The organism is Mesorhizobium sp. M0514, assembly GCF_040321145.1.
GTDB lineage: Bacteria > Pseudomonadota > Alphaproteobacteria > Rhizobiales > Rhizobiaceae > Mesorhizobium.
Map to the genome: position 1 here is coordinate 18,833 of NZ_JAMYQZ010000001.1, position 23,499 is coordinate 42,331.

General features: G+C 63.3%; 18 protein-coding genes. 9 read left to right on the forward strand and 9 right to left on the reverse strand.

All coding sequences use genetic code 11. From position 1 onward, the window contains the following. Nucleotides 1-118: 118 nt before the first annotated feature. Complete coding sequence (gene rhaI, locus NKI61_RS00115; protein WP_352838624.1) at nt 119-1,411, reverse strand: L-rhamnose catabolism isomerase; 1,293 nt, start codon at nt 1,409-1,411, stop codon at nt 119-121. A 107-nt stretch (nt 1,412-1,518) separates the two neighbouring features. Beyond that, nucleotides 1,519-3,621 (reverse strand): bifunctional rhamnulose-1-phosphate aldolase/short-chain dehydrogenase, encoded by a 2,103-nt coding sequence (locus tag NKI61_RS00120; protein WP_352838625.1) that lies wholly within the window; start codon nt 3,619-3,621, stop codon nt 1,519-1,521. Nucleotides 3,622-3,804: 183 nt separating this feature from the next. Between NKI61_RS00120 and NKI61_RS00125 the strand changes: the two genes are divergently transcribed. The 7 genes from NKI61_RS00125 (at nt 3,805) to NKI61_RS00155 (ending at nt 10,935) form a co-directional block, all read left to right on the forward strand. Continuing rightward, a complete protein-coding gene (locus NKI61_RS00125) occupies nt 3,805-4,608 on the forward strand; it encodes a DeoR/GlpR family DNA-binding transcription regulator (protein ID WP_023750008.1) in 804 nt (267 codons plus the stop codon). 48 nt (nt 4,609-4,656) lie between these two features. After that, nucleotides 4,657-5,652: a rhamnose ABC transporter substrate-binding protein gene (gene rhaS / locus NKI61_RS00130; RefSeq protein WP_352514537.1), complete on the forward strand. Its 996-nt coding sequence runs from the start codon at nt 4,657-4,659 to the stop codon at nt 5,650-5,652. Between the two features lie 85 nt (nt 5,653-5,737). Further along, nucleotides 5,738-7,279, forward strand: coding sequence for a sugar ABC transporter ATP-binding protein (locus NKI61_RS00135; RefSeq protein ID WP_023750006.1), 1,542 nt, complete (start codon nt 5,738-5,740; stop codon nt 7,277-7,279). Next, on the forward strand, nt 7,276-8,253 hold the full coding sequence (locus tag NKI61_RS00140) for an ABC transporter permease (protein WP_023681925.1): 978 nt from the start codon (nt 7,276-7,278) through the stop codon (nt 8,251-8,253). The genes NKI61_RS00135 and NKI61_RS00140 overlap by 4 nt, the downstream gene beginning before the upstream one ends. Next, nucleotides 8,250-9,245 (forward strand): ABC transporter permease, encoded by a 996-nt coding sequence (locus NKI61_RS00145; protein WP_023750005.1) that lies wholly within the window; start codon nt 8,250-8,252, stop codon nt 9,243-9,245. Before NKI61_RS00140 ends, NKI61_RS00145 begins: the two co-directional genes overlap by 4 nt. Then, nucleotides 9,245-9,562, forward strand: a complete 318-nt coding sequence (gene rhaM / locus NKI61_RS00150; protein ID WP_023715347.1) for an L-rhamnose mutarotase — start codon at nt 9,245-9,247, stop codon at nt 9,560-9,562. Before NKI61_RS00145 ends, rhaM begins: the two co-directional genes overlap by 1 nt. After that, entirely contained in the window at nt 9,559-10,935 is a 1,377-nt protein-coding gene (locus tag NKI61_RS00155; protein WP_352838626.1) for an FGGY-family carbohydrate kinase, read from the forward strand. Before rhaM ends, NKI61_RS00155 begins: the two co-directional genes overlap by 4 nt. Here NKI61_RS00155 and NKI61_RS00160 read toward each other — a convergent pair whose 3' ends face one another. The 3 genes from NKI61_RS00160 to galE all read right to left on the reverse strand — a co-directional run bounded on the left by NKI61_RS00160 (nt 10,936) and on the right by galE (nt 15,112). Next, entirely contained in the window at nt 10,936-12,651 is a 1,716-nt protein-coding gene (locus NKI61_RS00160; protein WP_352838627.1) for an alanine racemase, read from the reverse strand. Between the two features lie 116 nt (nt 12,652-12,767). Next, nucleotides 12,768-14,018, reverse strand: coding sequence for a D-amino acid dehydrogenase (locus NKI61_RS00165; protein WP_023715345.1), 1,251 nt, complete (start codon nt 14,016-14,018; stop codon nt 12,768-12,770). A 98-nt stretch (nt 14,019-14,116) separates the two neighbouring features. Further along, on the reverse strand, nt 14,117-15,112 hold the full coding sequence (galE, locus tag NKI61_RS00170) for a UDP-glucose 4-epimerase GalE (protein WP_352838628.1): 996 nt from the start codon (nt 15,110-15,112) through the stop codon (nt 14,117-14,119). Between the two features lie 279 nt (nt 15,113-15,391). Between galE and hemA the strand changes: the two genes are divergently transcribed. Then, nucleotides 15,392-16,669, forward strand: a complete 1,278-nt coding sequence (hemA, locus tag NKI61_RS00175; protein ID WP_352838629.1) for a 5-aminolevulinate synthase — start codon at nt 15,392-15,394, stop codon at nt 16,667-16,669. A gap of 19 nt (nt 16,670-16,688) precedes the next feature. Here the strand turns inward: hemA and NKI61_RS00180 are convergent, their stop codons facing one another. Both NKI61_RS00180 and mscL read right to left on the reverse strand, forming a co-directional pair. After that, nucleotides 16,689-17,855 carry a pyridoxal phosphate-dependent aminotransferase gene (locus NKI61_RS00180; protein ID WP_023669650.1) on the reverse strand — a complete coding sequence of 389 codons (1,167 nt, stop codon included), beginning with the start codon at nt 17,853-17,855 and terminating at the stop codon, nt 16,689-16,691. Nucleotides 17,856-18,012: 157 nt separating this feature from the next. Next, on the reverse strand, nt 18,013-18,432 hold the full coding sequence (gene mscL / locus NKI61_RS00185; RefSeq protein ID WP_023681933.1) for a large conductance mechanosensitive channel protein MscL: 420 nt from the start codon (nt 18,430-18,432) through the stop codon (nt 18,013-18,015). 251 nt (nt 18,433-18,683) lie between these two features. Here mscL and NKI61_RS00190 point away from each other — a divergent pair, with 251 nt between their 5' ends. Then, nucleotides 18,684-22,187 carry a PAS domain-containing hybrid sensor histidine kinase/response regulator gene (locus NKI61_RS00190; RefSeq protein ID WP_352838630.1) on the forward strand — a complete coding sequence of 1,168 codons (3,504 nt, stop codon included), beginning with the start codon at nt 18,684-18,686 and terminating at the stop codon, nt 22,185-22,187. Between the two features lie 104 nt (nt 22,188-22,291). Here NKI61_RS00190 and NKI61_RS00195 read toward each other — a convergent pair whose 3' ends face one another. Both NKI61_RS00195 and NKI61_RS00200 read right to left on the reverse strand, forming a co-directional pair. Then, nucleotides 22,292-22,951 (reverse strand): response regulator transcription factor, encoded by a 660-nt coding sequence (locus NKI61_RS00195; protein WP_352838631.1) that lies wholly within the window; start codon nt 22,949-22,951, stop codon nt 22,292-22,294. 118 nt (nt 22,952-23,069) lie between these two features. Beyond that, nucleotides 23,070-23,498, reverse strand: a complete 429-nt coding sequence (locus tag NKI61_RS00200; RefSeq protein WP_023740730.1) for a hypothetical protein — start codon at nt 23,496-23,498, stop codon at nt 23,070-23,072. Nucleotide 23,499: the final 1 nt, after the last annotated feature.

The window sequence follows — 23,499 nt, forward strand, 5'->3', positions numbered from 1 at the left end:
CCTAGAAGAGCTACATGGAGCGGCCGAGTCCATCATCAATATGAGCGAACACATATTGGTGTTCGCCTGCCGGCAGAGGCACGCTAATCTCCCCCCCTGTGGTGGAGATTAGCCAATCTCAAACAATCCCGCCTGAACCGCCCACAACCGCCGGCCGTTCCGCCGCGACCTTCGCCCGGTAGCCCGCCGCGCGATATGCGGCGACTGGAGCAATGGCGCCGCCTGTGTTCAGCCGCGCCAGGGCAAGGATCGGCTCGACATCGGTGCGGTAGGCAGCTTTCAGCGTCTGCGTCGCCATCAGCGCGTCATTGCCGTCTTGGAAACCCTCGAGCGCCTTGCGGTCGACCAGCAGCGCCTGCGCATAGGCGCGCTGCACCTCGACCGCCGACAGCATCAGGCTTTCGATCGGGTCGGTGACGTTGTGGCTCTGGTCGAGCATGTGGGCGGGATCGAAACCCTCGGCGCCGGAAAGCTCTGCATCAACCAGTTCGTTGAAGACCAGGAACAGCCGGTAGGGATCGATCGAGCCGGTATCGAGATCGTCGTCGCCATACTTCGAATCGTTGAAATGGAAGCCGCCCAGTTTTTTGAACTGGATCAGCCGCGACACGATCATCTCGATGTTGACGTTGGGCGCATGGTGGCCGAGGTCGACCAGGCAGTAGGCCTTGTCGCCCAGCTCCTTGGCGATCATGTAATTGGTGCCCCAGTCCTGCACGACCGTGGAGTAGAAAGCCGGCTCGTACATTTTGTGTTCGGTCAACAGTTTCCAGTCGGCGGGCAGTCCGGCATAGATCTCCTTCATGGCGTCGAGATAGCGCTCGAAGGCTTTGGCGAAATTGACCTGGCCGGGGAAATTCGAGCCGTCGCCGATCCACACTGTCAGCGCCCTGGACCCCAGCATCTTGCCGATCTCGATGCATTCGAGATTGTGCTCGACGGCCTGGCGGCGCGTGCCGGCATCGGCATGCGAAAGCGAGCCGAATTTGTAGGAGAGCGTCTGATCCCTGGCATCCGAAAAGGTGTTGGAGTTCATGGCGTCGAAGCCGAGGCCGTAGCGCGACGCCGCCTGCTTCAGCCGGTTCGGATCGGCCTTGTCCCACGGGATGTGCAACGAGACGGTCGGTGTCGCCTGCGTCAGTTGGCTGATGACGGCGCAGTCCTCGATCTTGTCGAAAATGTCGCGCGGCTCGCCGGCGCCGGGAAAACGGGCAAACCGCGTGCCGCCTGTGCCGACGCCCCAGGACGGAATGGCGACGGTGAATTTCTCGACCTTGTCGCGGATGGCATCGATGGCGATGCCGCGGCGGTCGAGGCGTTCGCCGAGAGAGGCGTAGTCGCGCTCGAGGTCGGGTTTGCGCTGGGCGTTGTGGCTGGAGACGAGATCGGCGGCGATGATGGTTTCGGACAAGTGCTATTCCTCCCAATGCGTTCAGTCAGCGCTGCCCCTCATCCGGCCCTTCGGGCCACCTTCTCCCCTTATAGTGACGGGGAGAAGAGAAGCGCTCCGCTCTTAACTCAGCGCGTAAAGCTCTGCGCGTTGCCGGCGTCGACGTTGATGATGTTGCCGGTGGATTTGGCCGACATGTCGGACGCCAGGAAATAAATCGCTTCGGCAATGTCTTCGGGAAACACCGAGCGCTTCAGCATCGAGCGCGAGCGGTAGTGTTCTTCCAGATCGTCGGTCGACATCTTGTAGGCGGCGGCGCGCTGTTCCTTCCACTCGCCGGTCCAGATCTTCGAACCGCGCAGCACGGCGTCCGGATTGACGACGTTGACCCGGATCTGGGCTTCCGCGCCTTCCAGCGCCAGGCAGCGGGCGAGATGGATTTCGGCCGCCTTGGCGGTGCAATAGGCGGCGGCGTTGGGTGACGCGGCAAGACCGTTCTTGGAGGCGACGAAGACGACATTGCCGCCGATCTTCTGGGCCCGGAACAGCCGGAAGGCTTCGCGCGAGACCAGGAAATAGCCGGTCGACAATATGTCCATGTTCTTGTTCCACAGCGCCAGCGTCGTCTCCTCGATCGGCGCCGAGGAGGCGAGACCGGCATTGGAGACGAGAATATCAATGCCGCCGAACTCGACGGCTGTCTGGGCGAAGCCGGAAATCACCTGCTCCTCCGCGGTGACGTTGATCAGCACCGGCCGGACGAAGTCCTTGCCATAGGCTTTCGCCAATTCGTCATTGGCGCTGGCAAGTGCGGCCTCGTCGATATCGGCCAGCACCACGCAGGCGCCTTCGCGCAGCAGCCGGCTGGCGGTGGCGCGGCCGATGCCGCCGGCGCCGCCGGTGACCAGCGCGATCTGGCCGGCGAGCGACTTCGGCTTCGGCGCGCGCTGCAGCTTCAAATCCTCGAGCAGCCAGTATTCGATGTCGAAGGCCTCCTGCGCCGGCAGGCCGACATAGGACGAGACGGTCGAGGCTCCGCGCATGACGTTGATGGCGTTGACGTAGAATTCGCCAGAGATGCGGGCGGTGGCCTTGTCGCCGGCGAAGGTGAACATGCCGACGCCGGGCATCAGGTAGGCCACGGCATTGGGGTCGCGGATCGGGGGCGAGTCCGGATGCTTGCAGCTGTCGTAATAGGCCTGGTAGCCGACACGGTACTCAGCAATATCCTCGGCGAGGCGCGCAATCACGGCTTCGACGTCGGGCTTCGCTGGGTCGAACTCGATAACCAGCGGGCGAATTTTTGTGCGCAGGAAATGATCCGGGCATGAAGTGCCGAGTGCCGCCAGCGGGCGCAAATCCCTGGAGTTGACGAATTCGAGCACGGCGGCGGAGTCGTCGAAATGGCCGAGCTTGTGGCTCTTCTCCGAAATCAGGCCGCGGATCCTCGGCATCAGTCTCGCCGCGATGGCGCGGCGCTCAGCGGCGTCTAGCGATTTGACGACTTCGCCGCCGAAGATGGCGAGACCCTCGGAGCGGCGCTCGAACCATTCGATCGCCTGGTTGATGACCGAGATCGTCGTCTCATAGCACTCCTTGGGTGTGTCGCCCCAGGTGAACAAGCCGTGGCTTTCGAGGATGACGCCCTTGGCCTCGGGGTGTTCGACGCAGAATTTCTCCAGCCAGAGGCCAAGTTCGAAGCCCGGCCGCTTCCACGGCAGCCAGCCGATAGCGTCACCGAATATCTCCTTGGTCAACGCCTTGGAATCCTTGGCCGCGGCAATCGCGATAATGGCATCGGGATGCATGTGATCGACGAACGGCTTCGGCACATAGGCGTGCAGCGGCGTGTCGATCGAGGCCGCGCGCGGGTTGAGGTTGAAGGTGCAGTGGGGAAGATAGCCCACCATCTCGTCCTCATGCGCGACGCCACGATAGAGGCCTTTCAGCGCCTGCAGTTTGTCCATGTAAAGCGTGGCGAAACCGTCCAGCTTGATCGAGGCGCTGTCGCCGCCCGAGCCCTTGACCCATAGCACTTCGACTTCGGCGCCGGAGAGCGGGTCCTTCTGCCGGATCTTGGACGAGGTGTTGCCGCCGCCATAATTGGTGACACGCTTGTCGGAGCCGAGCGTGTTGGAGCGATAGACCAGAAGCTCAGGCTCGCTCAGCCCCTTGGCTTTCGCATCGTCCCAAAGGTTGGCAAGGCGCGAGCCGGAGCGCTTGTCGAGCATGATTATCCTCCCTGGGACGCAAAAGGCGCGGTCCATTTTGCCGGAAATGTCTACGCAAGCATCTCGGTTGTCAATCATAAACGATCAAGATCGATCATATTGCACTGCACAATGAAATTATATGAGCGGAAATGATTGACACTGGTGGTTTTCTAGTGCCTCATGACCATGCAGGGAGGAACCATGCACGAAAAAGAGCGCCACAGGATCATTCTGTCCGCCGTCCAGGAAAAGCCTGTGGTGACGGTGCAGGAGATGGTCGACCTGACGGACTCCTCCGAGGCGACGATCCGGCGCGATATCGCGGCTCTTCATGTGCAAAAGCGCCTGCGCCGCGTGCGCGGCGGCGCCGAAGCGATCTCGCCACCGCAGTTCATCGGCCTCGCCGGCCGCCCCTTTTCCGTCAACGAAACGCTCAATGCTTCGCAGAAGCGCGCGATTGCGCGCGAAGCGGTGGAGCTGTGCAAGGACGGCGAGCCGATCATCATCAATGGCGGCACCACCACCTTCCAGATGGTGCATTTCCTGACCGGACGCCGCATGCCGATCTTCACCAATTCGTTCCCCATCGCCGAGCACCTGCTCAAGCATTCGAAGAACACCGTCATGCTGTCGGGCGGCACCATCTACCGCGAGCAGAACATCATCCTCTCGCCCTTCGACAATGACGTGACGCGCAATTTCTACGCGCGCCGCATGTTCATGGGCGCTCAAGGGCTGGGGCCACTTGGCCTGATGGAAGGCGACCCGCTGCTGATCCAGGCGGAGCAGAAACTGATCGACCAAGCCGACGAACTGGTGGTGCTGGTCGACTCATCGAAATTCCGCCAGCGCTCGAGCCTGATCCTGTGCGGGCTGAAGCGCATCGCCGCCGTCATTACCGATGACGGCATCGAGGATCGCGAAGCCAACATGCTGGAGGCCGCGGGTGTGACGCTGATCGTCGCCCGCAAGTCGGCAAAGGAAGAATCCTCGCTGCAGGCCTGAGGCCAACCGCAGCGACGATGGAATGCAACGCTCAAGGGAGGAAATACGATGAGCTTTCTGAAGAAATTGATGGTGACGGCCGCGTTCTCGGCCGCCATGTTCGTGAATGCCGCTTATGCCGAGAACGTCAAGATCGCGCTGGTGGTGAAGTCGCTCGGCAACGGCTTCTTCGACGCCGCCAACAAGGGCGCCGAAGAGGCGGCCAAGGAACTCGGCGATGTCGACATCATCTACACCGGCCCGACCAAGGCGACCGCCGAAGCGCAGATCGAAGTGGTCAATTCGCTGATCGCGCAGAAGGTCAACGCGATTGCGATTTCGGCCAATGACGCTGACGCGCTGGTGCCGGTGCTGAAGAAGGCCATGGAGCGCGGCATCACCGTCATCTCGTGGGATTCGGGCGTCGCCAAGGAAGGCCGCCAGCTGCATCTCAACCCGTCCGACACCGGCCTGATCGGCGAGACCATCATCAAGCTGGCCGCCGACTATCTGCCGGAAGGCGGCGAAGTCGCCATTCTGTCGGCTTCGTCGACCGCGACCAACCAGAACGCCTGGATCGACGCGGCCAAGAAGATCCTGCCGGAGAAATTCCCCAAGATCAAACTCGTCGCCACCGTCTATGGCGATGACGATTCGGCCAAGAGCACCGACGAAGCCAAGGGCCTGCTGAAATCCTATCCGAACCTCAAGGCGATCATCGCGCCGACCACCGTCGGCGTCGTTGCCGCTGCCCAGGTCGTCACCGACGCGAATCTGATCGGCAAGGTCAATGTCACGGGTCTGGCGCTGCCGTCGGAGTTCAAGAAGTTCATCGACAACGGTTCCAGCCATGCGGTTGCCCTCTGGAATCCGATCGACCTCGGCTACTCCGCCGTCTACCTCGCTCATGATCTGGCGGTGAAGAAGGAAGAGGCAAAGCCGGGCGCAACGCTGTCGATCGGCCGCGTCGGCAAGGTCACGCTCGATGACAGCAACTCGGCTGCGATGGCTCCGCCCTTCCAGTTCGACAAGTCCAACATCGAAAAGTTCTCCAAGATCTATTGATCTCGGACGTCTCGGACCAAGCGCGGCGGGACCCAAAATCCCGCCGCGACTTTAAACGGACCTTGTTTCAGGGCTTGATACGGATATGGACACGACAGCCCAGCACGGCATTGCGAAGGAGGAGCCCACGGGTCCTGCCCCGCGCCTGACGCTGTCCGGCGTCTCCAAAAGCTTTCCCGGCGTGCGCGCGCTGCACAATGTCAGCCTGTCGCTTTACCCCGGCCAGGTTACGGCGCTGATCGGTGAAAACGGTGCCGGCAAGTCGACGCTGGTCAAGATCATGACCGGCATCTACCAGCCCGACGCCGGCACGATCAGCATTGACGGCCAGGCCGTCACCCTGCCCAGCGCGCATGCCGCCTTCGGCCACGGCGTCACTGCCATTCATCAGGAAACCGTGCTGTTCGACGATCTGAGCGTCGCCGAAAACATTTTTCTCGGCCATGCGCCGCGCACGCGGCTAGGCACCATCGACTGGCGCACCATGCGAAAACACGCGCGCGAAGTGCTCGACACCATGCATGCCGGCCATATCGACGCCGATGCGCGGCTGAAAGACCTCGGCATCGCCAACAAGCATCTGGTAGCGGTTGCTCGCGCGATGTCGATCGATGCGCAGATCGTCATCATGGATGAGCCGACCGCAGCCCTTTCGATGAAGGAGATCGAGGAGCTTTTCCTGCTGATCGAATTCCTCAAGGAGGAAGGCAAGGCGATCCTGTTCATCAGCCACAAGTTCGACGAGATCTATCGGATCGCCGATCGCTACACCGTGTTCCGCGACGGCGAGATGGTTGGCGAGGGCCTTATCAAGGATACCGGCCAGAGCCAGATCGTGCGCATGATGGTCGGCCGCTCGGTCGATCACATCTTTCCGCAACGCAAGGCCGAGATCGGCGCGCCGGTGCTGTCGGTCGCTGGCCTTTCGCACCCGACCGAATTCAACGACATCGGCTTCGAACTGCACAAGGGCGAGATCCTCGGTTTCTACGGCCTTGTCGGCGCCGGGCGGTCAGAGGTGATGCAGGCGGTTTCAGGCATCACCCGCATATCGGGCGGCACGATAACGCTGGAAGGTAAGGTGATCACGCCGAAATCGGCGGCGGATTCCATCGAAGCCGGCATCGTCTACGTGCCGGAGGAACGCGGCAAGCAGGGCGTGGTGATCGGCCTGCCGATCTTCCAAAACGTCTCGCTTCCCTCGCTCAAGCGCACCTCCAAATCCGGCCTGCTGCGATTGTCGGAAGAATTCGCGCTCGCCCGCTCCTACACCGAGCGGCTAGACCTGCGCGCCTCGTCGCTGAGCCAGGATGTCGGCACGCTGTCGGGCGGCAACCAGCAGAAGATCGTCATCGCCAAATGGCTGGCGACAGCGCCCAAGGTGATCATCCTGGACGAGCCGACCAAGGGCATCGACATCGGCTCCAAGGCCGCCGTGCACGGCTTCATGGCGGAGCTCGTCGCGCAGGGCCTGTCGGTGATCATGGTGTCGTCGGAACTGCCGGAGATTCTGGGCATGTCCGACCGCGTCGTCGTCATGCGCGAAGGGCTGGTTGCGGCGGTCTACGATAATAAGGGGCTGGACGCCGAAACGCTGGTCCGGACGGCAGCGGGGATCGCGGCATGAAGGCTCTCCTGAAATTCCGCGAGATCTGGCTGGCAGCGGCGATCGTCGTTTTGATTGCTCTGATCTCGACGCGCTTCCCGGCCTTTGCCGACCCCGGCAATCTCGCCCAGGTGTTCAACGACACCTCGATCCTGATGATCCTGGCGCTGGGACAGATGGTCGTCATCCTGACCCGCTCGATCGACCTGTCGATGGCCTCCAACCTGTGCTTCACCGGCATGGTGGTGGCGATGCTGAACGCCGCGCATCCGGCGATCCCGATCCCGCTGCTGATCGTCATTGCGCTGGCCGTCGGACTGGTGCTCGGCGCCATCAACGGCCTGCTGGTGTGGCGGCTGAACATCCCTTCGATCGTGGTGACATTGGGCACGCTCACCATCTATCGCGGCGCCACCTTCGTCCTCTCCGGCGGCGCCTGGGTCAATGCCGACAAGATGAGCCCGGACTTCATCGGCTTCCAGCGCGCAGCTTTCCTGGGCATTCCGGTTCTGTCCTGGATCGCCATACTGGTCATCGCGCTGTTCTTCGTGGTGATGACGCGAACCGCGCTTGGCCGTTCGATCTATGCCATCGGCGTCAACCCGACGGCGTCGGTCTATGCCGGCATCGATGTCGGCCGAACCAAATTCATCGTCTTCTGCATTTCCGGCATGATCGGCGGGCTCGCCGGTTATCTCTGGATTTCTCGTTATGTCATCGCCTCGGTCGAGGTCGCCAATGGCTATGAACTCAATATCATCGCCGCCTGCGTCATCGGCGGCATTTCGATTGCCGGCGGCATCGGCTCGGTCGGGGGCGCGGTGTTAGGGGCGCTGTTCCTCGGCATCATCTCCAACGCACTGCCGGTGATCAACATCTCGCCCTTCTGGCAGATGGCGATTTCAGGCAGCGCCATCATCCTGGCCGTCGTGCTCAACGCGCGCGGCGAACGCCAGCAGGGGCGGATCATTCTGAGGAAGGCGGAGGCGGCATGACCGACACCCCCGCCCCGCGCCACATTCCAGACCGGCTCGACAAGCCGCTCTCTTCAGCGATCTTTTCCTGGGAAGCGCTGCTGGTCGTCGTGGCGGTCGCCATCTTCGCCATCAACAGTTTCGCATCGCCCTATTTCCTCGATGCCTATTCGCTGTCGGACCTGACCTTCAATTTCACCGAGAAAGGCCTGATCGCCTTCGCCATGGCGCTGCTGATCATTTCGGGCGAGATCGACCTGTCGGTCGCCGCCATCATCGCGCTCGCCTCGACTATGATGGGCATGGCGGTGCAGGCCGGCGCCGACACGCCGGTGCTGGTGGCGATCGGCATCGTCGTCGGGCTCGGCTGCGGCGCTTTCAACGGGCTCCTGGTGACGAGGCTCGGCCTGCCGTCCATCGTCGTTACCATCGGCACGATGAGCCTGTTTCGCGGCATTGCCTTCATCATCCTGGGCGATCAGGCCTACAAAGGCTATCCTGAGAGTTTTGCTTTCTTCGGCCAGGGCTATGTCTGGTGGGTGGTGTCGTTCGAACTGGTGCTCTTCCTCATCGCGGCCGTCGCCTACTGGTTCCTGCTGCATCGCACCAGCTTCGGCCGCCGTGTCTTTGCCATCGGCAACAATCCGGTCGCGGCACAGTTTTCCGGCGTTCGCGTCGGCCGCATCAAATTCATCCTGTTTTGCCTTACAGGGCTGATGGCCGGCATCGCCTCGGTGCTGATCACCTCTCGGCTCGGCTCGACGCGACCGTCCATCGCGCAGGGTTACGAGCTCGAAGTCATTACCATGGTGGTGCTCGGCGGCGTCAGCATTCTGGGCGGCTCCGGCAGCATTTTAGGCGTCGTGCTCGCCGCCTTCATCATGGGGCTGGTGACCTTCGGCCTCGGCCTGCTCAACGTGCCCGGCATCGTCATGTCGATCTTCATCGGCCTGCTCTTGATCGTCGTCATCGCGCTGCCGATCGTCTGGCGGCGGCTGCGTGGTAACGGCTGATGCCTGAGAAATACGCCTTCAAGATGCAGCTCAAACCCGGCATGAAAGCCGAGTACAAAAAGCGCCACGATGAGATCTGGCCGTCGCTGGTGGCGCTGCTGAGAGAGGCCGGCGTCGCCGATTATTCGATCCATCTCGATGAAGACACCAACATCCTGTTCGGCGTGCTGTGGCGGCGCGACGACCATGGCATGGCCGACCTGCCGAAGCACCCGGTGATGCAGCGCTGGTGGGCGCACATGGCCGACATCATGGAGACCAGGCCGGACAACCAACCGGTGGCCATCCCCCTGGAAACAATGTTCCATTTGGCATGAGTGCGCTGCGCCATATCGCCGTCATCGACATCGGCAAGACCAACGCCAAGGTCGCGCTGGTCGATCTCGTCACGTTGAGCGAAGTGGGGTTGCGCCGCATGGCGAACGCGCCGCTGCGGCAAGCGCCCTACCCGCATCACGATGTCGAGTCGCTGTGGAGGTTCATCCTCAACAGCCTTGCCAGCCTCAACCGCGAACAGCGTATCGACGCGATTTCGATCACCACGCATGGTGCGACCGGCGTGCTGGTCGACGCAGCGGGCGAACTGGTGCTGCCTGTCCTCGACTATGAGTTCGACGGCCCCGACAGGCTGGCTACAGAGTATAGTGCGATCCGTCCGCCCTTCATTGAGACCGGGACGCCGCGCCTGCCGCTCGGCCTCAATCTCGGTGCGCAATTCTTCTGGCTTGAGAAGCGTTTTCCCACCGAATTCGCCAGGGCCGCCGCGATGCTGATGTATCCGCAATACTGGGCGCTGCGCCTGACCGGCGTTGCCGCCAACGAGGTGACCTCGCTCGGCTGCCACACCGATCTGTGGAGCCCTTGGGAGGCGGACTTTTCCTCGATGGTCGACAGGCTGGATTGGCGCAGGCTGATGGCATCGGTGCGGCCGGCCAGGGACCAGCTCGGCCCGATCCTGCCGGCGCTTGCCGCGCGCACCGGGCTCGATCCGCAGACCCCGGTTTTCTGCGGACTGCACGATTCCAACGCCTCCCTATTGCCGCATCTTCTGTCCGACGAGCCGCCCTTCTCGGTCGTCTCGACCGGCACCTGGGTGGTATCGATGGCGGTCGGCGGCAGAGAGATTGCGCTCGATGCTGCGCGCGACACGCTGGTCAATGTCAGCGCGCTGGGCGACCCCGTGCCCTCGGCGCGTTTCATGGGTGGCCGTGAGTTTTCCCGGCTGACCAAGAACAAGCCGCAGGACTGCAGCGGCAGCGAGGTGCTGGCCGTTCTGACAAAAAAGATGCTGCTTTTGCCTTCTACCCAGCAGGGATCAGGTCCGTTCCCGCACCATGCCGCGGCATGGCTTGGTGCCGAGGGCATCAGCAAAGGCGAGCGGTTCGCCGCCATCTCCTTCTATCTGGCGCTGATGACGGCGACCTGCCTTGAGCTGATCGGCGCCGACGGCCCGACCACCGTGGAAGGACCGTTTGCCCGCAACCGGCTCTTTGTCGGCATGCTGGCGGCAGCGACCGCGCGCATCGTCATCGCCTCCGAGGCGGCCACCGGCACCAGCATCGGCGCGGCACTGCTCGCATCCGATCAGCCAGTGACGCACGGCAAGGGCGAAAGAATTGAGCCGCAGACCGACCCGGTCTGGGCGGCCTATGTCACCGCGTGGCGCGCGGCAGTCGACGCGCAAGGCTGATCACAAAATCCGCTTCCCAAAGGCCGACATGACGAAGTTGACGGCGTCGGCGCCGATCCGCGGCTCCAGACCGGCGGTCAGCCCGGAAACATCCATCGACAGCAGACCGCCGGACAGCGAGATCGCCTCCATTGCCTGATGCGTCTCGCGCACCGTCAGCCCGCCCGAGCCCGCAGCCCAGGCGGCAAATTCGGTCGCCGTCGGCGAATAGCTGACGTGAAAGCCCTGCGTGCCCGACGTCGCGATGCGGATCGCCTCATGCATGAGGTCGCGCATGCCCATGGCGTCGATGTCGGTCATGGTGAAGGCCGAAACGCGCGAATCCTTCAGCACCCTTGCCTCCGCCGGATCGGCATGGCGCAGGCCGACGATGACGACATTTTCCGGCGACAGCTGCGGCTGCAGTGCGCAGGGCTTGTGATCGAGACCGAGCGCGCGGGCCAGCACCGAGACTTCAGGCATGTCTTTGGCCTCCTCGTCCTCGGGCATCAGAGCGGCGATGGAATCGATCCAAATCAAGCCGAAGGAATGCGTGGCGCGCGCCGTTGCGGTCAGCGCCTTGTGGGCGATACGGCGATCGGCGCCGGCAGCGAGCCGGATCAAGCCCGAGGGCGGCCGCTCGACGTCGGCGAGTTCGACCACGTCGAAATTCATCGCCTCCAGACGCGCGCCGGTTCCCTCGCGGGCGATAATCCCGCCGGCTTCCGGTTCGGCCGAGATCGACACCATCTTGCGGCCGGAGAAATCCGCGACGTCGTGCATAGGGGCCTTCTCGACATATTCCGACGTCATCGCCAAAAGCATGGCGCCGTAGTTCATGCGGAAGGCGACGCGGTCGCCGACGGTAGGTCGCGGATCGGCATCCTGCACATCGAGCAGCAGATGGTCGCTGGAAGCGCCGAGCACCCTCACCCCCTTGGCGATCGGCGTCAGCCCTTCGACCAGCACGTCCTCGCGGCCTATATTGGCGATGGCGCGCAGCCGGTCGCCCTCGTCGGCGAAGACCGGCTGGTTGCCGAAGGCGTCGTAGCCGGATGTGCCGATCGGCCGCGAAGGCTTGAGTTTGACCTCGATGATGTCGCTGGTCAGCCGGCAGGCATCGGGTTCGAGTTCGGGCCACGGCACGTCGCGAAAGGTTTCGACACCGCCTTGCAGGATCGCCTCGCCCACGCGCAGATTGTTGATGCCGGGCGGCAGCTTGCCTTCGAGCAGCAGCGTCAGCGACGACGAGGCGCCGCCGGAAATGAAGTCGAGGCTTTTGCCGGACAGGCGCTCGGTCTTGTAGGCATGGGCGACGAGTTGGCCAAGGTTCTCCGGCGTCGGCATTATGGCGCCGAAGCAGCCGAGATTGGTGCCGATGCCGGCGATGCGCACGCCCTTGAATTCCAGGATCTGCTCGACGGTGGGGATCAGGTCGCTTGGCCAGATGCCTTCGCGGAGATCGCCGAGATCGATCATCAGCATGATGTCGTGGACGCGGCCCATGCGCTCGGCAATGCGCGATATCTCGCGGATGGTGGTCAGTTCCGACTGCAGGCTGATGTCGACGGTGCGCACGACCTCCTCGACGCGCGCCATGGGCGGGCTGCGCAGCAGCATGACCGGCGCATTGATGCCGCTGTCGCGCAGCCGCCGAATGTTCTCAAAACGCGATTCCGCGATGCCGGCAACACACCGCCGCGCAGCATGGCCCGCGCCACCTGCGGCATGCCGCATGTGCCCTTGGTGACACCGAATACCTTGATATCAGACAATGCGCAGCGTTCGACGATGGTGCGGGCGTTGCGCTCGATGCGGCCAAGGTCGATAGCGACTTGCGGTCCCGACATCGCTCAGCTCCCGTAGACCAGCCCTTGGGGGTCGATCTCCGGCTTGCGGCCGGCGACGAGGTCGGCCAGGAACTTGCCCGAGCCGCAGGCCATCGTCCAGCCGACATGGCCATGCCCAGTGTCGAGATAGAGGTTGCGATATTTGGCCTGACCGATGACCGGCACCGAGTTCGGCATCATTGGTCGCAGGCCCGCCCAAAGCAGCGCCTTCTTCTCGTCGAAAGCGCCAGGGAAAAGGTCTTTGCCGGTGCTCAGCATAGACTTGAAGTCGCTGGGCTTGAAGCTGCGGTCGAAGCCGGTGAACTCGGCTGTCGAGGACATGCGCAGGCGGTTTCCGAGCCTGGAGTAACCAACCAGCCGGTCCTCGTCGGCGCCGCCCATGGTCGGTCCCTTGCTCTCGTCCTCCAGCGGGATGGTCGCGCTATAGCCTTTAACCGGATAGACGGGCAGGTCGATACCGTAGCGGCGGCCGATCAGGCCGCTCTCGGGGCCCATGGCGATGACGACGGCGTCGCCCGTCACCGGGCCGGCCGACGTCATGACCGCACGCACCCAGTCGCCTTCTATGTCGAGCCCCTCGACCGTGGTGTCGAACAGGAATCTGACGCCGAGCTTTTCGGCGGCATAGGCGGCCAGCCCATCGACGAATATCCTGGAATCGCCGGTCTGGTCGATTGGCGAATAAACGCCGCCGGCGATCTTTTCCTTCACTCCGGCGAGCCCGGGCTCAAGTTCGACCAGCCGGTCGCGGCCGACGATCTCGATCGGCAGGCCATGCTTCGCCAGAAACTGGTAGTTGTCGGTGCCGGTGTCGAGACTGTGCTGTGAGCGGAAGAAATAAAGAATGCCCTTCTTGCGCTCGTCATAGTGGATGCCGGTGGCGTCGGAGAGCGCGTTGATGCAGTCGCGCGAATAGAGCGCCAGGCGCAGTTTGACCTGGCTGTTGGCGCGCAGCCGGGCCACGGTGCACTGGCGCAGGAAACGCAGGCTCCAGGCGAGGAAATAAGGATCGAAGCGCAGCCTGACCTTGATGCCGAGATCATGGTTCCAGAGCGCGCGCAGGAAGGTCTTCAGCGCCGCTGGCGAGGCCCAGGCGGTGGCGTCGCCCGGCGACACCAGACCGGCATTGGACTGGCTGGTGCCGCGCGCCGGCGCCGGATGGCGCTCGATAACGGTGACCTCATGGCCGTCGGCGGCCAGATAATACGCGGCCGCGGTGCCGACAACACCGGCTCCAAGCACCGTTATCTTCATGCCACCCCCTCTTCGCGGCGCAGCGCCTCCACGCCGCATCGCCAATGCCTTCAATAGCGCTTCGCCGCGCGCCTTGCGAGCCCTCGGAAGTGCCCGGCTCAGCCTCGCGCGGAGTTCTTGCCGGTGAGGACGCGCTCCCAGGCGAGCGCATCGGCGACGATCTGGTCGAGGTCGTCGCGTTGCGGGGTCCAGCCGAGTTCGGCGCGTGCAAGGTCCGAATTGGCAACCACGGCGGCGGCGTCGCCGGGGCGCCGGTCGCCCATCTTGACCTCGAAATCCCGGCCGAAGGCGCGCCGCACGCTGTCGATGACCTCGAGCACCGAATAGCCGTGGCTGTAGCCGCAATTGGCGACGAGGCTGCCGCCGCCGGCGCGCAGGCGCTGCAGCGCCAGCCGGTGGGCCGCGGCCAGGTCGCTGACATGGATATAATCGCGCATGCAGGTGCCGTCCGGCGTCGGATAATCGGTGCCGAACACCTGCATGAAGGGGCGTTTGCCGAGCGCGGTCTCGCAGGCGACCTTGATCAGATGCGTGGCGCCAGGCGTCGACTGACCCGTCCGGCCCCTGGGATCGGCGCCGGCGACGTTGAAGTAGCGCAGCGCAGTGTAGCGCAAGGGATGCGCAAGCGCTGCATCGCGCAGCATCCATTCGCTCATCAGCTTGGACAGGCCGTAGGGCGATTCCGGCGCCAGGCGGGCATCCTCGCGCACCGGCTCCAGGCCGGCGCCGCCATAGACGGCGGCGGTCGAGGAGAAGATGAAATGCGGCACGCCCTCGCGCACCGCGGTTTCGATCAGCGTGCGGGTCTTGGAGGTGTTATTCTCGTAATAGGCGAGCGGGTCGGCAACCGATTCCGGCACCACGATGGAACCGGCGAAGTGGATGATCGCGTCGACCTTGTTATCCCGGATGATCTGGCCGACCAATTCCCTATCGGCGACATCGCCGACGACCAGCTTGGCCTCCGGCGCCACCGCCCATTCGAAGCCCGTGGAAAGGCGGTCGAGAACGACGACGCTCTCGCCGGCATCCAGCAGTTCCCAGACCATGTGGCTGCCGATATAACCGGCGCCGCCCGTTACCAAAACCGTCATCCGTGTCCTCTTTTACTCATGATTTATCGGAAACTGTCTCAATCACCGCCTTACTGGAAAGCCTGCGGCAAGGCCATTAGAAACGCCTGAATGTTAAATCCGTAACAGTCTCACCGGCCTGTGGCATCGTACGGAAACAAAATTGATCCACATCAAGGGAATAGGCCACGATCCGGGGTCGTTAGGAACAGGCTTGGGGCGTGGCATTTTGACCAAAACGGCCCGGTGGACGACGAATGGGCCAACGATTATGATCCCGCGCAAAACTGGGAAGGCGACATGAACTATCAGCGGTTCTTCGAGGAAGCGATCGACCAGCTCCACGCCGAGCGGCGCTACCGGGTTTTCGCCGATCTCGAGCGCATTGCCGGCAAGTTTCCGCGCGCCATCTGGCGTTCAAACGGCCGCGCCGAGGAAATCACCGTCTGGTGTTCCAACGACTATCTCGGCATGGGCCAGAACCCCGATGTCATTGCCGCGTTCCAGAATGCAGCCGGCAAGATGGGTTCGGGCGCCGGCGGCACCCGCAACATTTCCGGCACCTCGAACCCGCTCGTCGAGCTCGAGCTGGAACTGGCCGACCTGCACGACAAGGAAGCGGCCCTGGTCTTCACCTCCGGCTTCGTCTCCAACGAGGCCTCGATCTCGACCATTGCGCGGCTTTTGCCCAATTGCCTGATCATTTCGGACGAGCTCAACCATGCCTCGATGATCGAAGGCGTACGGCGCTCGGGCGCCGAAAAGAAGATCTTCCGCCACAACGACGTCGCGCATCTCGAAAGCCTGCTGCAGGTGGCGGGCAGCGAACGCGCCAAGCTGATCGTGTTCGAGAGCGTCTATTCGATGGATGGCGACATCGCGCCGATCAAGCAGATCGTCGAACTGGCCGAACGCTACAACGCCATGACCTATATTGACGAGGTCCATGCCGTCGGCATGTACGGACCGCGCGGCGGCGGCATCACCGAGCGCGAGGGGCTGGCCGACCGCATCGACATCATCGAAGGCACGCTGGCCAAGGCGTTCGGCGCGCTGGGCGGCTATATCGCCGGCAACAGCGCCGTCATCGACGCGGTGCGCTCCTATGCGCCGGGCTTCATCTTCACCACGGCGCTGCCGCCGGCGATCGCCGCCGCCGCCACCACGTCCATCCGCCACCTCAAGCGCTCGCAGGCCGAGCGCGATGCGCAACAGCGCCAGGCGTCGCGGACCAAGGAGGTTCTGTCTGCAGCTGGCCTGCCGGTGATGGAATCGCCGACCCATATCGTGCCGGTGCTGGTCGGTGACCCCGAACTCTGCAAGATGGCCAGCGACCGTCTGCTCGGCGTGCACGGCATCTACATCCAGCCGATCAACTATCCGACCGTGCCGCGCGGCACCGAGCGGCTGCGCATCACGCCGACGCCGTTCCATACCGATGCGCTGATTGCGGGACTGCAGGACGCGCTGGTCGAGACATGGGATGCGCTGGGCATTCCCTATGGCTCCGCAGGGCGGCCCACTGTCACCAAGAGCGACCGGATTGTGCCGCTGCTGGTGCCGAAGTCGGGCGGCTGAAGCCGCCGCCCATTTAATCTCAAACCGTCCTCATCCATCCCGCCAGCCGGTGTGCCGCTTCCTCGAGCTGGTCGAGGCGGCGGTGGAAGCACAGGCGCAAAAACGCCTCTCCGCCAGGGCCGAAGGCGGTGCCCGGCGCGAGGCCGACATTGGCCTTGTCGACAATGTCGAAAGCGGCCCGGCGCGGATCGGTGATGCCGTCTACCGTGAAGAACAAATAGAACGCGCCTTGCGGCACGGTGAAGCGCGCTTTGCCGGTTGCGCCGAGAATATCGCAGACCAGGTCGCGCGCTTTCCTGGCGCGCTCCACCTGCTCGACGATGAAGGCATCACCGTGGTCCAGCGCCGCGACGGCGCCGCGCTGCATGAACTGGGCGACGCCTGAGGTCGAATACTGGATCAGGTTCTCGAACACCTGCTGCAGCTCGGGATGGGTCTTGATCCAGCCGACGCGCCAGCCGGTCATCGCCCAGTTCTTGGAAAAGGAGTTGACGAACAGGATGCGGTCTTCCGCGGTCGAAATGTCGAGGAAGGACGGCGCACGGCCGTGGCCGTAGTGGAACAGCGAATAGATCTCGTCGGCGATGATCCACAGACCCTTTTGGCGGGCGAGATTCAGGATCGCCTGCAGCGTTTCCTTATCGGCCGTCCAGCCGGTCGGGTTCGATGGCGTGTTGACGAACAGCGCCTTGGTGCGCGGCGTCACCGCAGCTGCAATCTTGTCGACATCGCAGGACCAGCCATTGCCGGACTGGTCGAGCGTGACCGCAACCGGGGTAGCGCCGGAAATACCGGCGGCGGCGGCGAAATTCGGCCAAGCCGGGGAGAGATAGACCACCTCGTCGCCGCTGCCGGCGACCGCTGCTAATGCCAACTGAATGGCATGCATGCCGGAACCGGTGGCGATGAATTCCTCTTCGGCGAAGCTCTTGCCGAAATGCCTGGCATAGTAGCGGGAAAGCGCTTGCCTCAGCTCCGGAATGCCTTTCTGCCAGGTATAGAAGGTCTCGCCATTGGCGAGCCCCTTGGCGGCGGCTTCCGAAATGAAGGCAGGCGTCGGCAAATCGCCTTCACCGGCCCAGAGCGGGATCATGCCCTCGCGCGTACGGCCGTAATTGACGACGGCGACAATGCCGCTTTCGGGGGCGGCCACCGCTTCGGCGCGCAAGCTATCGATCAGGGTCATGACAGGTCCGTTTTGATGTCTGCTTTGATGCATGTCATTATCCAGAACCGCTGCGCACTTATGGGCGACATGCATTGGCGGATGCTCTTAGCAGATGCGGCAACAGAAAACCCCGGCCGCGAACGACCGGGGTTTTGGTCCAGAAATCTGGCCTTGTCTATTTCCTGGCGAGGAGATCGCGAATTTCGGTGAGCAGTGCGACGTCAGCCGGCGGCGGAGCCGCAGGTGCGGCCGGCTTCTCCCGCTCGAGCCGCTTGCGCATGTTGTTCACGGCCTTGACCATCAGGAAGATGATGAAAGCCAGGATGACGAAATTCAGCGCCACGGTGATAAAATTGCCGTAGGCGAACACCGCGCCTTCCTTACGCGCGTCGGCAAGATTGGTCGAATGCACTGTTGATGAGAGGCCTATGAAGTAGTTGGAAAAGTCGACGCCACCAAGTGCGCCGATGAAAGGCATGATGATGTCATTGACAAGAGAATCGACGATCTTGCTGAAGGCCGCGCCGATGATGACGCCGACCGCAAGGTCCATCACATTTCCTTTGGAAATGAATTCCTGGAATTCTTTCAGCATTCGACCCTCCTTGTCATGACGGACCGCGCTGCCGCCGTCCCTCCGGCGTCGGCCCGTGCGCACCATAACAAAAACCTGCGGTTGCAACAGAAGCAAAAGCTGGAAAACACCGCTTTCTCCTTACCTTGGTTCACGGTTCGACAGGGCGGCGTCGCGACCATGCGCCGAAAGCCGCGATGGACTTGACCTTAGAGCTGTGATTGCCTCTGGGCAGGCCGGGGTGAAAGCTGGCCGAGGAGGATTTTCGGGCCGTGCAGGGCTGGTTCATCGTCATCATTGCCGTCGCCTATGTGACGCTGCTGTTCGCCATCGCTAGCCTTGGCGACCGGCGGTCGACGGCGTCGGGACCCGGCCACGCCCGGCCCTTCATCTATGCACTCAGCCTCGCCATCTACTGCACCTCCTGGACCTTCTTCGGCTCGGTCGGCCTGTCCTCCGAGCGCGGCCTCGAATTTCTCGGCATCTATACCGGCCCGGTGCTGGTGTTCGTGTTCGGCTTTCCGCTGCTCAATCGCATCGTGCGGCTGGCCAAGAGCGAGAAGATCACCTCGATCGCCGACTTCCTCGGCGCCCGCTATGGCAAGAGCTTTGCCGTCTCGGCGATCGCCACGCTGATCGCCACCATCGGCGCGGTGCCCTATATCGCACTGCAATTGAAGGCGATCTCCGGTTCGGTCGGCCTGATGGTCGAGCATTATACGGGATCGCCGCCCTCCTTCGATCCCTTCGTCAGCGACATCTCGCTGGTGGTGGCCATGCTCTTGGCGCTGTTTGCGGTGCTGTTCGGCACCCGCCATGCCGACGCCACCGAGCACCAGGACGGGCTGGTGCTGGCGGTGGCGGTCGAAACCGTGGTCAAGCTCGCCGCCTTCCTGGCGATCGGCCTGATGGTCACCTTCCTGATCTTCGGTGGCCCGGGCGACATGATCGACAAGCTGGCCGAAAACAGTCAGGTGCGGCAAGCCATGGGCTACAACACCTCGCTCGCCACCTGGCTGGTGCTGACTTGCCTGAGCGGCTTTGCCATCATCATGCTGCCGCGCCAGTTCTACGTCACCATCGTCGAGAACCGCGGCGAGGCCGAACTGCGCACGGCGACCTGGGTGTTCCCGCTCTATCTCGTAGCGATAAACCTGTTCGTGCTGCCGATCGCCTTCGCCGGCCTGGCGCTGGTCGGCACCAAAACCACCAGTGACCTCTATGTGCTTGCGCTGCCCTTGTTCGGCGGCCATGACTTCCTCGCCATGGCCGCCTTCATCGGTGGGCTGTCGGCGGCGACCGCCATGGTGATCGTCGAAAGCGTGGCGCTGTCGATCATGATCTCCAACGACCTCGTCATCCCGCTGTTCGTGCGCCGCCTGCTCAAGACCACGACCTCTGAGAATGAGGATTGGTCGACGCTGATCCTCAACGTGCGGCGCGGCGCCATCTTCATCCTGTTGTTCATCGCCTTCCTCTACTACCGCGAAAGCACCAACTCGGCGCGGCTGTCGTCGATCGGCCTGATGTCGTTCGCGGCAATCGCCCAATTCGCGCCGGCGCTGATCGGCGGGCTGATCTGGCGCGGCGCCAATGGCCGCGGCGCGGCCCTTGGCATGGTCGCCGGCATCCTCGTCTGGGGCTATACGCTGCTTTTGCCGTCGCTCTCGGCAGCCGACGCGGACATCGTCGTGCAGGGGTTGTTCGGTTTCGAGGCGCTGCGGCCGCAGGCTCTGTTCGGCACCGTCGCCGAACCGTTGAACCACGGCGTGCTCTGGAGCCTGTCGGTCAACACGCTGTTCTTCGTGCTCGGCTCGCTGTCGCGCGCGTCAGTGCCGCTGGAGCGTATCCAGGCGTCGATCTTCGTGCCGCGCGAATCCGGCCCGATGCCCAGCCTGCGCCGCTTCCGCACCGCCATCACCGTCAACGTGCTGAAAGACACCATCTCGCGCTACCTCGGCGTCGAGCGCACCGAGCGCTCCTTCCAGTCCTTCGAAAAGAGCACTGGCGTCTCGCTGCACGGCAATGAGCAGGCCAGCATGGATGTCATCCGCTTTTCCGAGCAGCTGCTGGCGAGCGCGGTCGGCTCGTCTTCGGCGCGGCTGATCCTGTCGCTGCTGTTTCGCCGCAACGACCGCGAGTCCAAGGACGCCTTTCGCCTGCTCGACGACGCCACCGAAGCGCTGCAGCACAATCGCGACCTGCTGCAGATCGCGCTCGACCAGATGGAGCAGGGCATCACCGTATTCGACCGCGATTTCCGCCTGATCTGCTGGAACAGACAATATCGCGCGCTGTTCGACCTGCCCGACGAGATGGGCCAGGTCGGCGTCTCGCTCGACCGCATCCTGCGCCACCTCGCCGAGCGCGGCGATATTCCGGCCGACCAGCGCGTGGCGATGCTCAACCGGCTGACCAGCTTCGTCAGCCCATGGCAGATGGAGTTGAAGACCAGTGGCCGTATCCTCGAACTGCGCTCCAACCCGATGCCGGACGGCGGAATCGTCGCCACCTATGCCGACATTTCAGGACGCGTCGAACAGGATTTGGCGCTGAAGCGGGCCAATGAATCGCTGGAGCAGCGGGTCAAGACGCGGACCATCGAACTGACTAGGGTCAACGAGGAGTTGACCCGGGTCAATGAGGAGCTGGCGCAGGCGCAGATGCTGGCCGAGGAGGCCAATCTGGGCAAGACGCGCTTCCTCGCCGCCGCTGGCCACGACATCCTGCAGCCGCTGAACGCCGCCCGTCTCTACTGCTCGTCGCTGATCGAAAAGGCCGGCAAGGGCCCGGCCGGGAAGGCTGCTATCAACATCGAATCCTCGCTGGAATCGGTCGAGACGATCCTGGGCGCCGTGCTCGACATTTCCCGCCTCGACGCCGGCGCGATGAAACCCGATGACAGCGCCTTCCGCCTGGACGGGCTGCTGCGCCAGATCGGCAATGATTTTCAGCCGCTCGCCGCCGAAAAGAAACTCGATCTGAAGATCATGGCCTCGTCGCTCAGCGTCTTGACGGACCGCAACCTGCTGCGCCGGCTGATCCAGAATCTGGTCTCCAACGCCATCAAATACACCCCCCATGGCCGCATCCTGGTCGGCGTGCGACGGCGCGGCGAACTCGCCGAAATCCAGGTGATCGACACTGGCATCGGCATTGCCGGCGACAAGCTGAACACGGTCTTCAACGAGTTCACCCGGCTGGACGAAGGCGTGCGCGAGGCCGAAGGTCTCGGCCTTGGCCTGTCCATCGTCGACCGCATCGCGCGGGTGCTGCGGCTCGAGATCCAGATCTTTTCCAACCCGGGCAAGGGTACGCGCTTTTCCGTTATCCTGCCGGTTGCGGCGGTTGAGGCGCCGCGGCGCGAGGTCGAGCCGAAGGCGCCTGCCCGCACCGCGAATTCGCTGGCCGGCCTGCGCGTCATGTGCATCGACAACGACGCCCGCATCCTCGACGGCATGCGGCTTCTGCTCGAGGGCTGGGGCTGCAGCATCGGCACGTTTTCGGGTTCGGAGGATTTTGGCAGGGCCGATCGTCCCGACATCGTGCTTGCCGACTATCATCTCGATGGCAGAAGCGGCCTCGACATCATCGCCCGCCTGCGTGACATCCATGGTTCGGACCTGCCGGCCGTGCTGGTCACCGCCGACCGCTCCACCGAGGTCCGTGCCGCGGCCGCCGCCCTGGACGTGCCGGTGATCAACAAGCCGCTGAAGCCGGCCGTGCTGCGTTCCATGATGGCAAGGGTCAGGCCGCTGGCATCGGCGGCCGAGTAGGGTTCAATGCATGTCGCCCAGAAGTGTGCCCCGGTTCTGGGACCACGACATGCATCGAACAAGAGCTAAAGCGGGTCGCATGAATCCGTTCAGCGCGATGCGCTTTAGCCTGCTGGCTGCAACGGATCGCTGCCGATCTTGGACAGCTGGATCACCGCCTGGGTGCGGCTGTCGACGCCGAGCTTTTGCAGGATGGCCGAGACATGCGCCTTTACAGTCGCTTCGGAGACGCTGAGTTCGTACGCGATCTGCTTGTTGAGCAGGCCTTCGGCCAGCATGCCGAGGACACGCGTCTGCTGCGGTGTCAGCGCCTGCAGCCGCTTGATCAGGTCGGATATTTCGGGGTCGCGCTCGACGCCGAGGTCGATGCCGACGGGTGCTGCGATGTCGCCGGCCAGCACCGTCTGCACGGCGCCGCGGATCTCCTCCATGCTGGCCGATTTGGAGATGAAGCCGGACGCGCCGAGATCGAGCGCGCGCCGGATGGTCACCGGGTCATCATGTGCCGACACCACCACCAGCGGCACCGCCGGGTGGATGCCGCGCAGCGCGATCAGACCGGACAGGCCGCTGGCGCCCGGCATCGACAGGTCGAGCAGCACCAGGTCGACATCCTCATTGGCCACGACCAGGACCTTGGCGCTTTCAAAATCGCCGGCCTCGTGAATGGCTGCGACATCACCAACGCCGGCAAGCGCCTCTTTCAGCGCGCCGCGGAAAAGCGGATGGTCGTCGGCGATGACGAAGGTGTAACCCGACGGCAAATGTTCCTCCCCAAATCCCTTATTGATTATCGGCTTTTACGGGGACCGGACGATTATGCGGCGAAGCGCTTTGTCTTCATGCGGCAATGGCCGGACGGGGCATTCCCCGCCGGGCAGTTCAGGTCTTTTGCGAATTGAGATTGGCGCCGTCATCCTTGTCCATTTCCTTGACGATGCCCATGAAGCCGCGCAGCATGCGCTCCATATAGCTCATCGTCTTGTCGAAATCCTCCTCGCTCGGCAGCTTCGATTCGAGGCGGGCGGACAGCGAGTTCTCGAGCTTGGCGACGCGTTCGTCCATTGCTTTCATCGAGGCCTGCAAACGGTCGACTTCGTCCTGGAAGGCGGCGCGTTCGTCGGCGGCCATCTTGCAGACGAGCTGGCCGGAGCGCTCCTCGCAGATCGACATGGCGCCGGTCCGGGTGTCCATGCGGACATAACCGTTGGCGGATTTTTCCAGCCGGTAGCGGTCGGTCTCTTCGGACCAGGCCGATGCCGCAACCAGCGAGACCAGTGCGGCGGGGATCAGTATGTGCTGCAGACGCATG

Excerpts from the sequence above, each read along its gene's own strand:
- NKI61_RS00120 (WP_352838625.1), bottom strand. The coding sequence starts at position 3,621 with ATGCTCGACAAGCGCTCCGGCTCGCGCCTTGCCAACCTTTGGGACGAT.
- NKI61_RS00125 (WP_023750008.1), top strand. The coding sequence starts at position 3,805 with ATGCACGAAAAAGAGCGCCACAGGATCATTCTGTCCGCCGTCCAGGAA.
- rhaS (WP_352514537.1), top strand. The coding sequence starts at position 4,657 with ATGAGCTTTCTGAAGAAATTGATGGTGACGGCCGCGTTCTCGGCCGCC.
- NKI61_RS00135 (WP_023750006.1), top strand. The coding sequence starts at position 5,738 with ATGGACACGACAGCCCAGCACGGCATTGCGAAGGAGGAGCCCACGGGT.
- NKI61_RS00140 (WP_023681925.1), top strand. The coding sequence starts at position 7,276 with ATGAAGGCTCTCCTGAAATTCCGCGAGATCTGGCTGGCAGCGGCGATC.
- NKI61_RS00145 (WP_023750005.1), top strand. The coding sequence starts at position 8,250 with ATGACCGACACCCCCGCCCCGCGCCACATTCCAGACCGGCTCGACAAG.
- rhaM (WP_023715347.1), top strand. The coding sequence starts at position 9,245 with ATGCCTGAGAAATACGCCTTCAAGATGCAGCTCAAACCCGGCATGAAA.
- NKI61_RS00155 (WP_352838626.1), top strand. The coding sequence starts at position 9,559 with ATGAGTGCGCTGCGCCATATCGCCGTCATCGACATCGGCAAGACCAAC.
- NKI61_RS00160 (WP_352838627.1), bottom strand. The coding sequence starts at position 12,651 with ATGCGGCATGCCGCAGGTGGCGCGGGCCATGCTGCGCGGCGGTGTGTT.
- NKI61_RS00165 (WP_023715345.1), bottom strand. The coding sequence starts at position 14,018 with ATGAAGATAACGGTGCTTGGAGCCGGTGTTGTCGGCACCGCGGCCGCG.
- galE (WP_352838628.1), bottom strand. The coding sequence starts at position 15,112 with ATGACGGTTTTGGTAACGGGCGGCGCCGGTTATATCGGCAGCCACATG.
- hemA (WP_352838629.1), top strand. The coding sequence starts at position 15,392 with ATGAACTATCAGCGGTTCTTCGAGGAAGCGATCGACCAGCTCCACGCC.
- NKI61_RS00180 (WP_023669650.1), bottom strand. The coding sequence starts at position 17,855 with ATGACCCTGATCGATAGCTTGCGCGCCGAAGCGGTGGCCGCCCCCGAA.
- mscL (WP_023681933.1), bottom strand. The coding sequence starts at position 18,432 with ATGCTGAAAGAATTCCAGGAATTCATTTCCAAAGGAAATGTGATGGAC.
- NKI61_RS00200 (WP_023740730.1), bottom strand. The coding sequence starts at position 23,498 with ATGCGTCTGCAGCACATACTGATCCCCGCCGCACTGGTCTCGCTGGTT.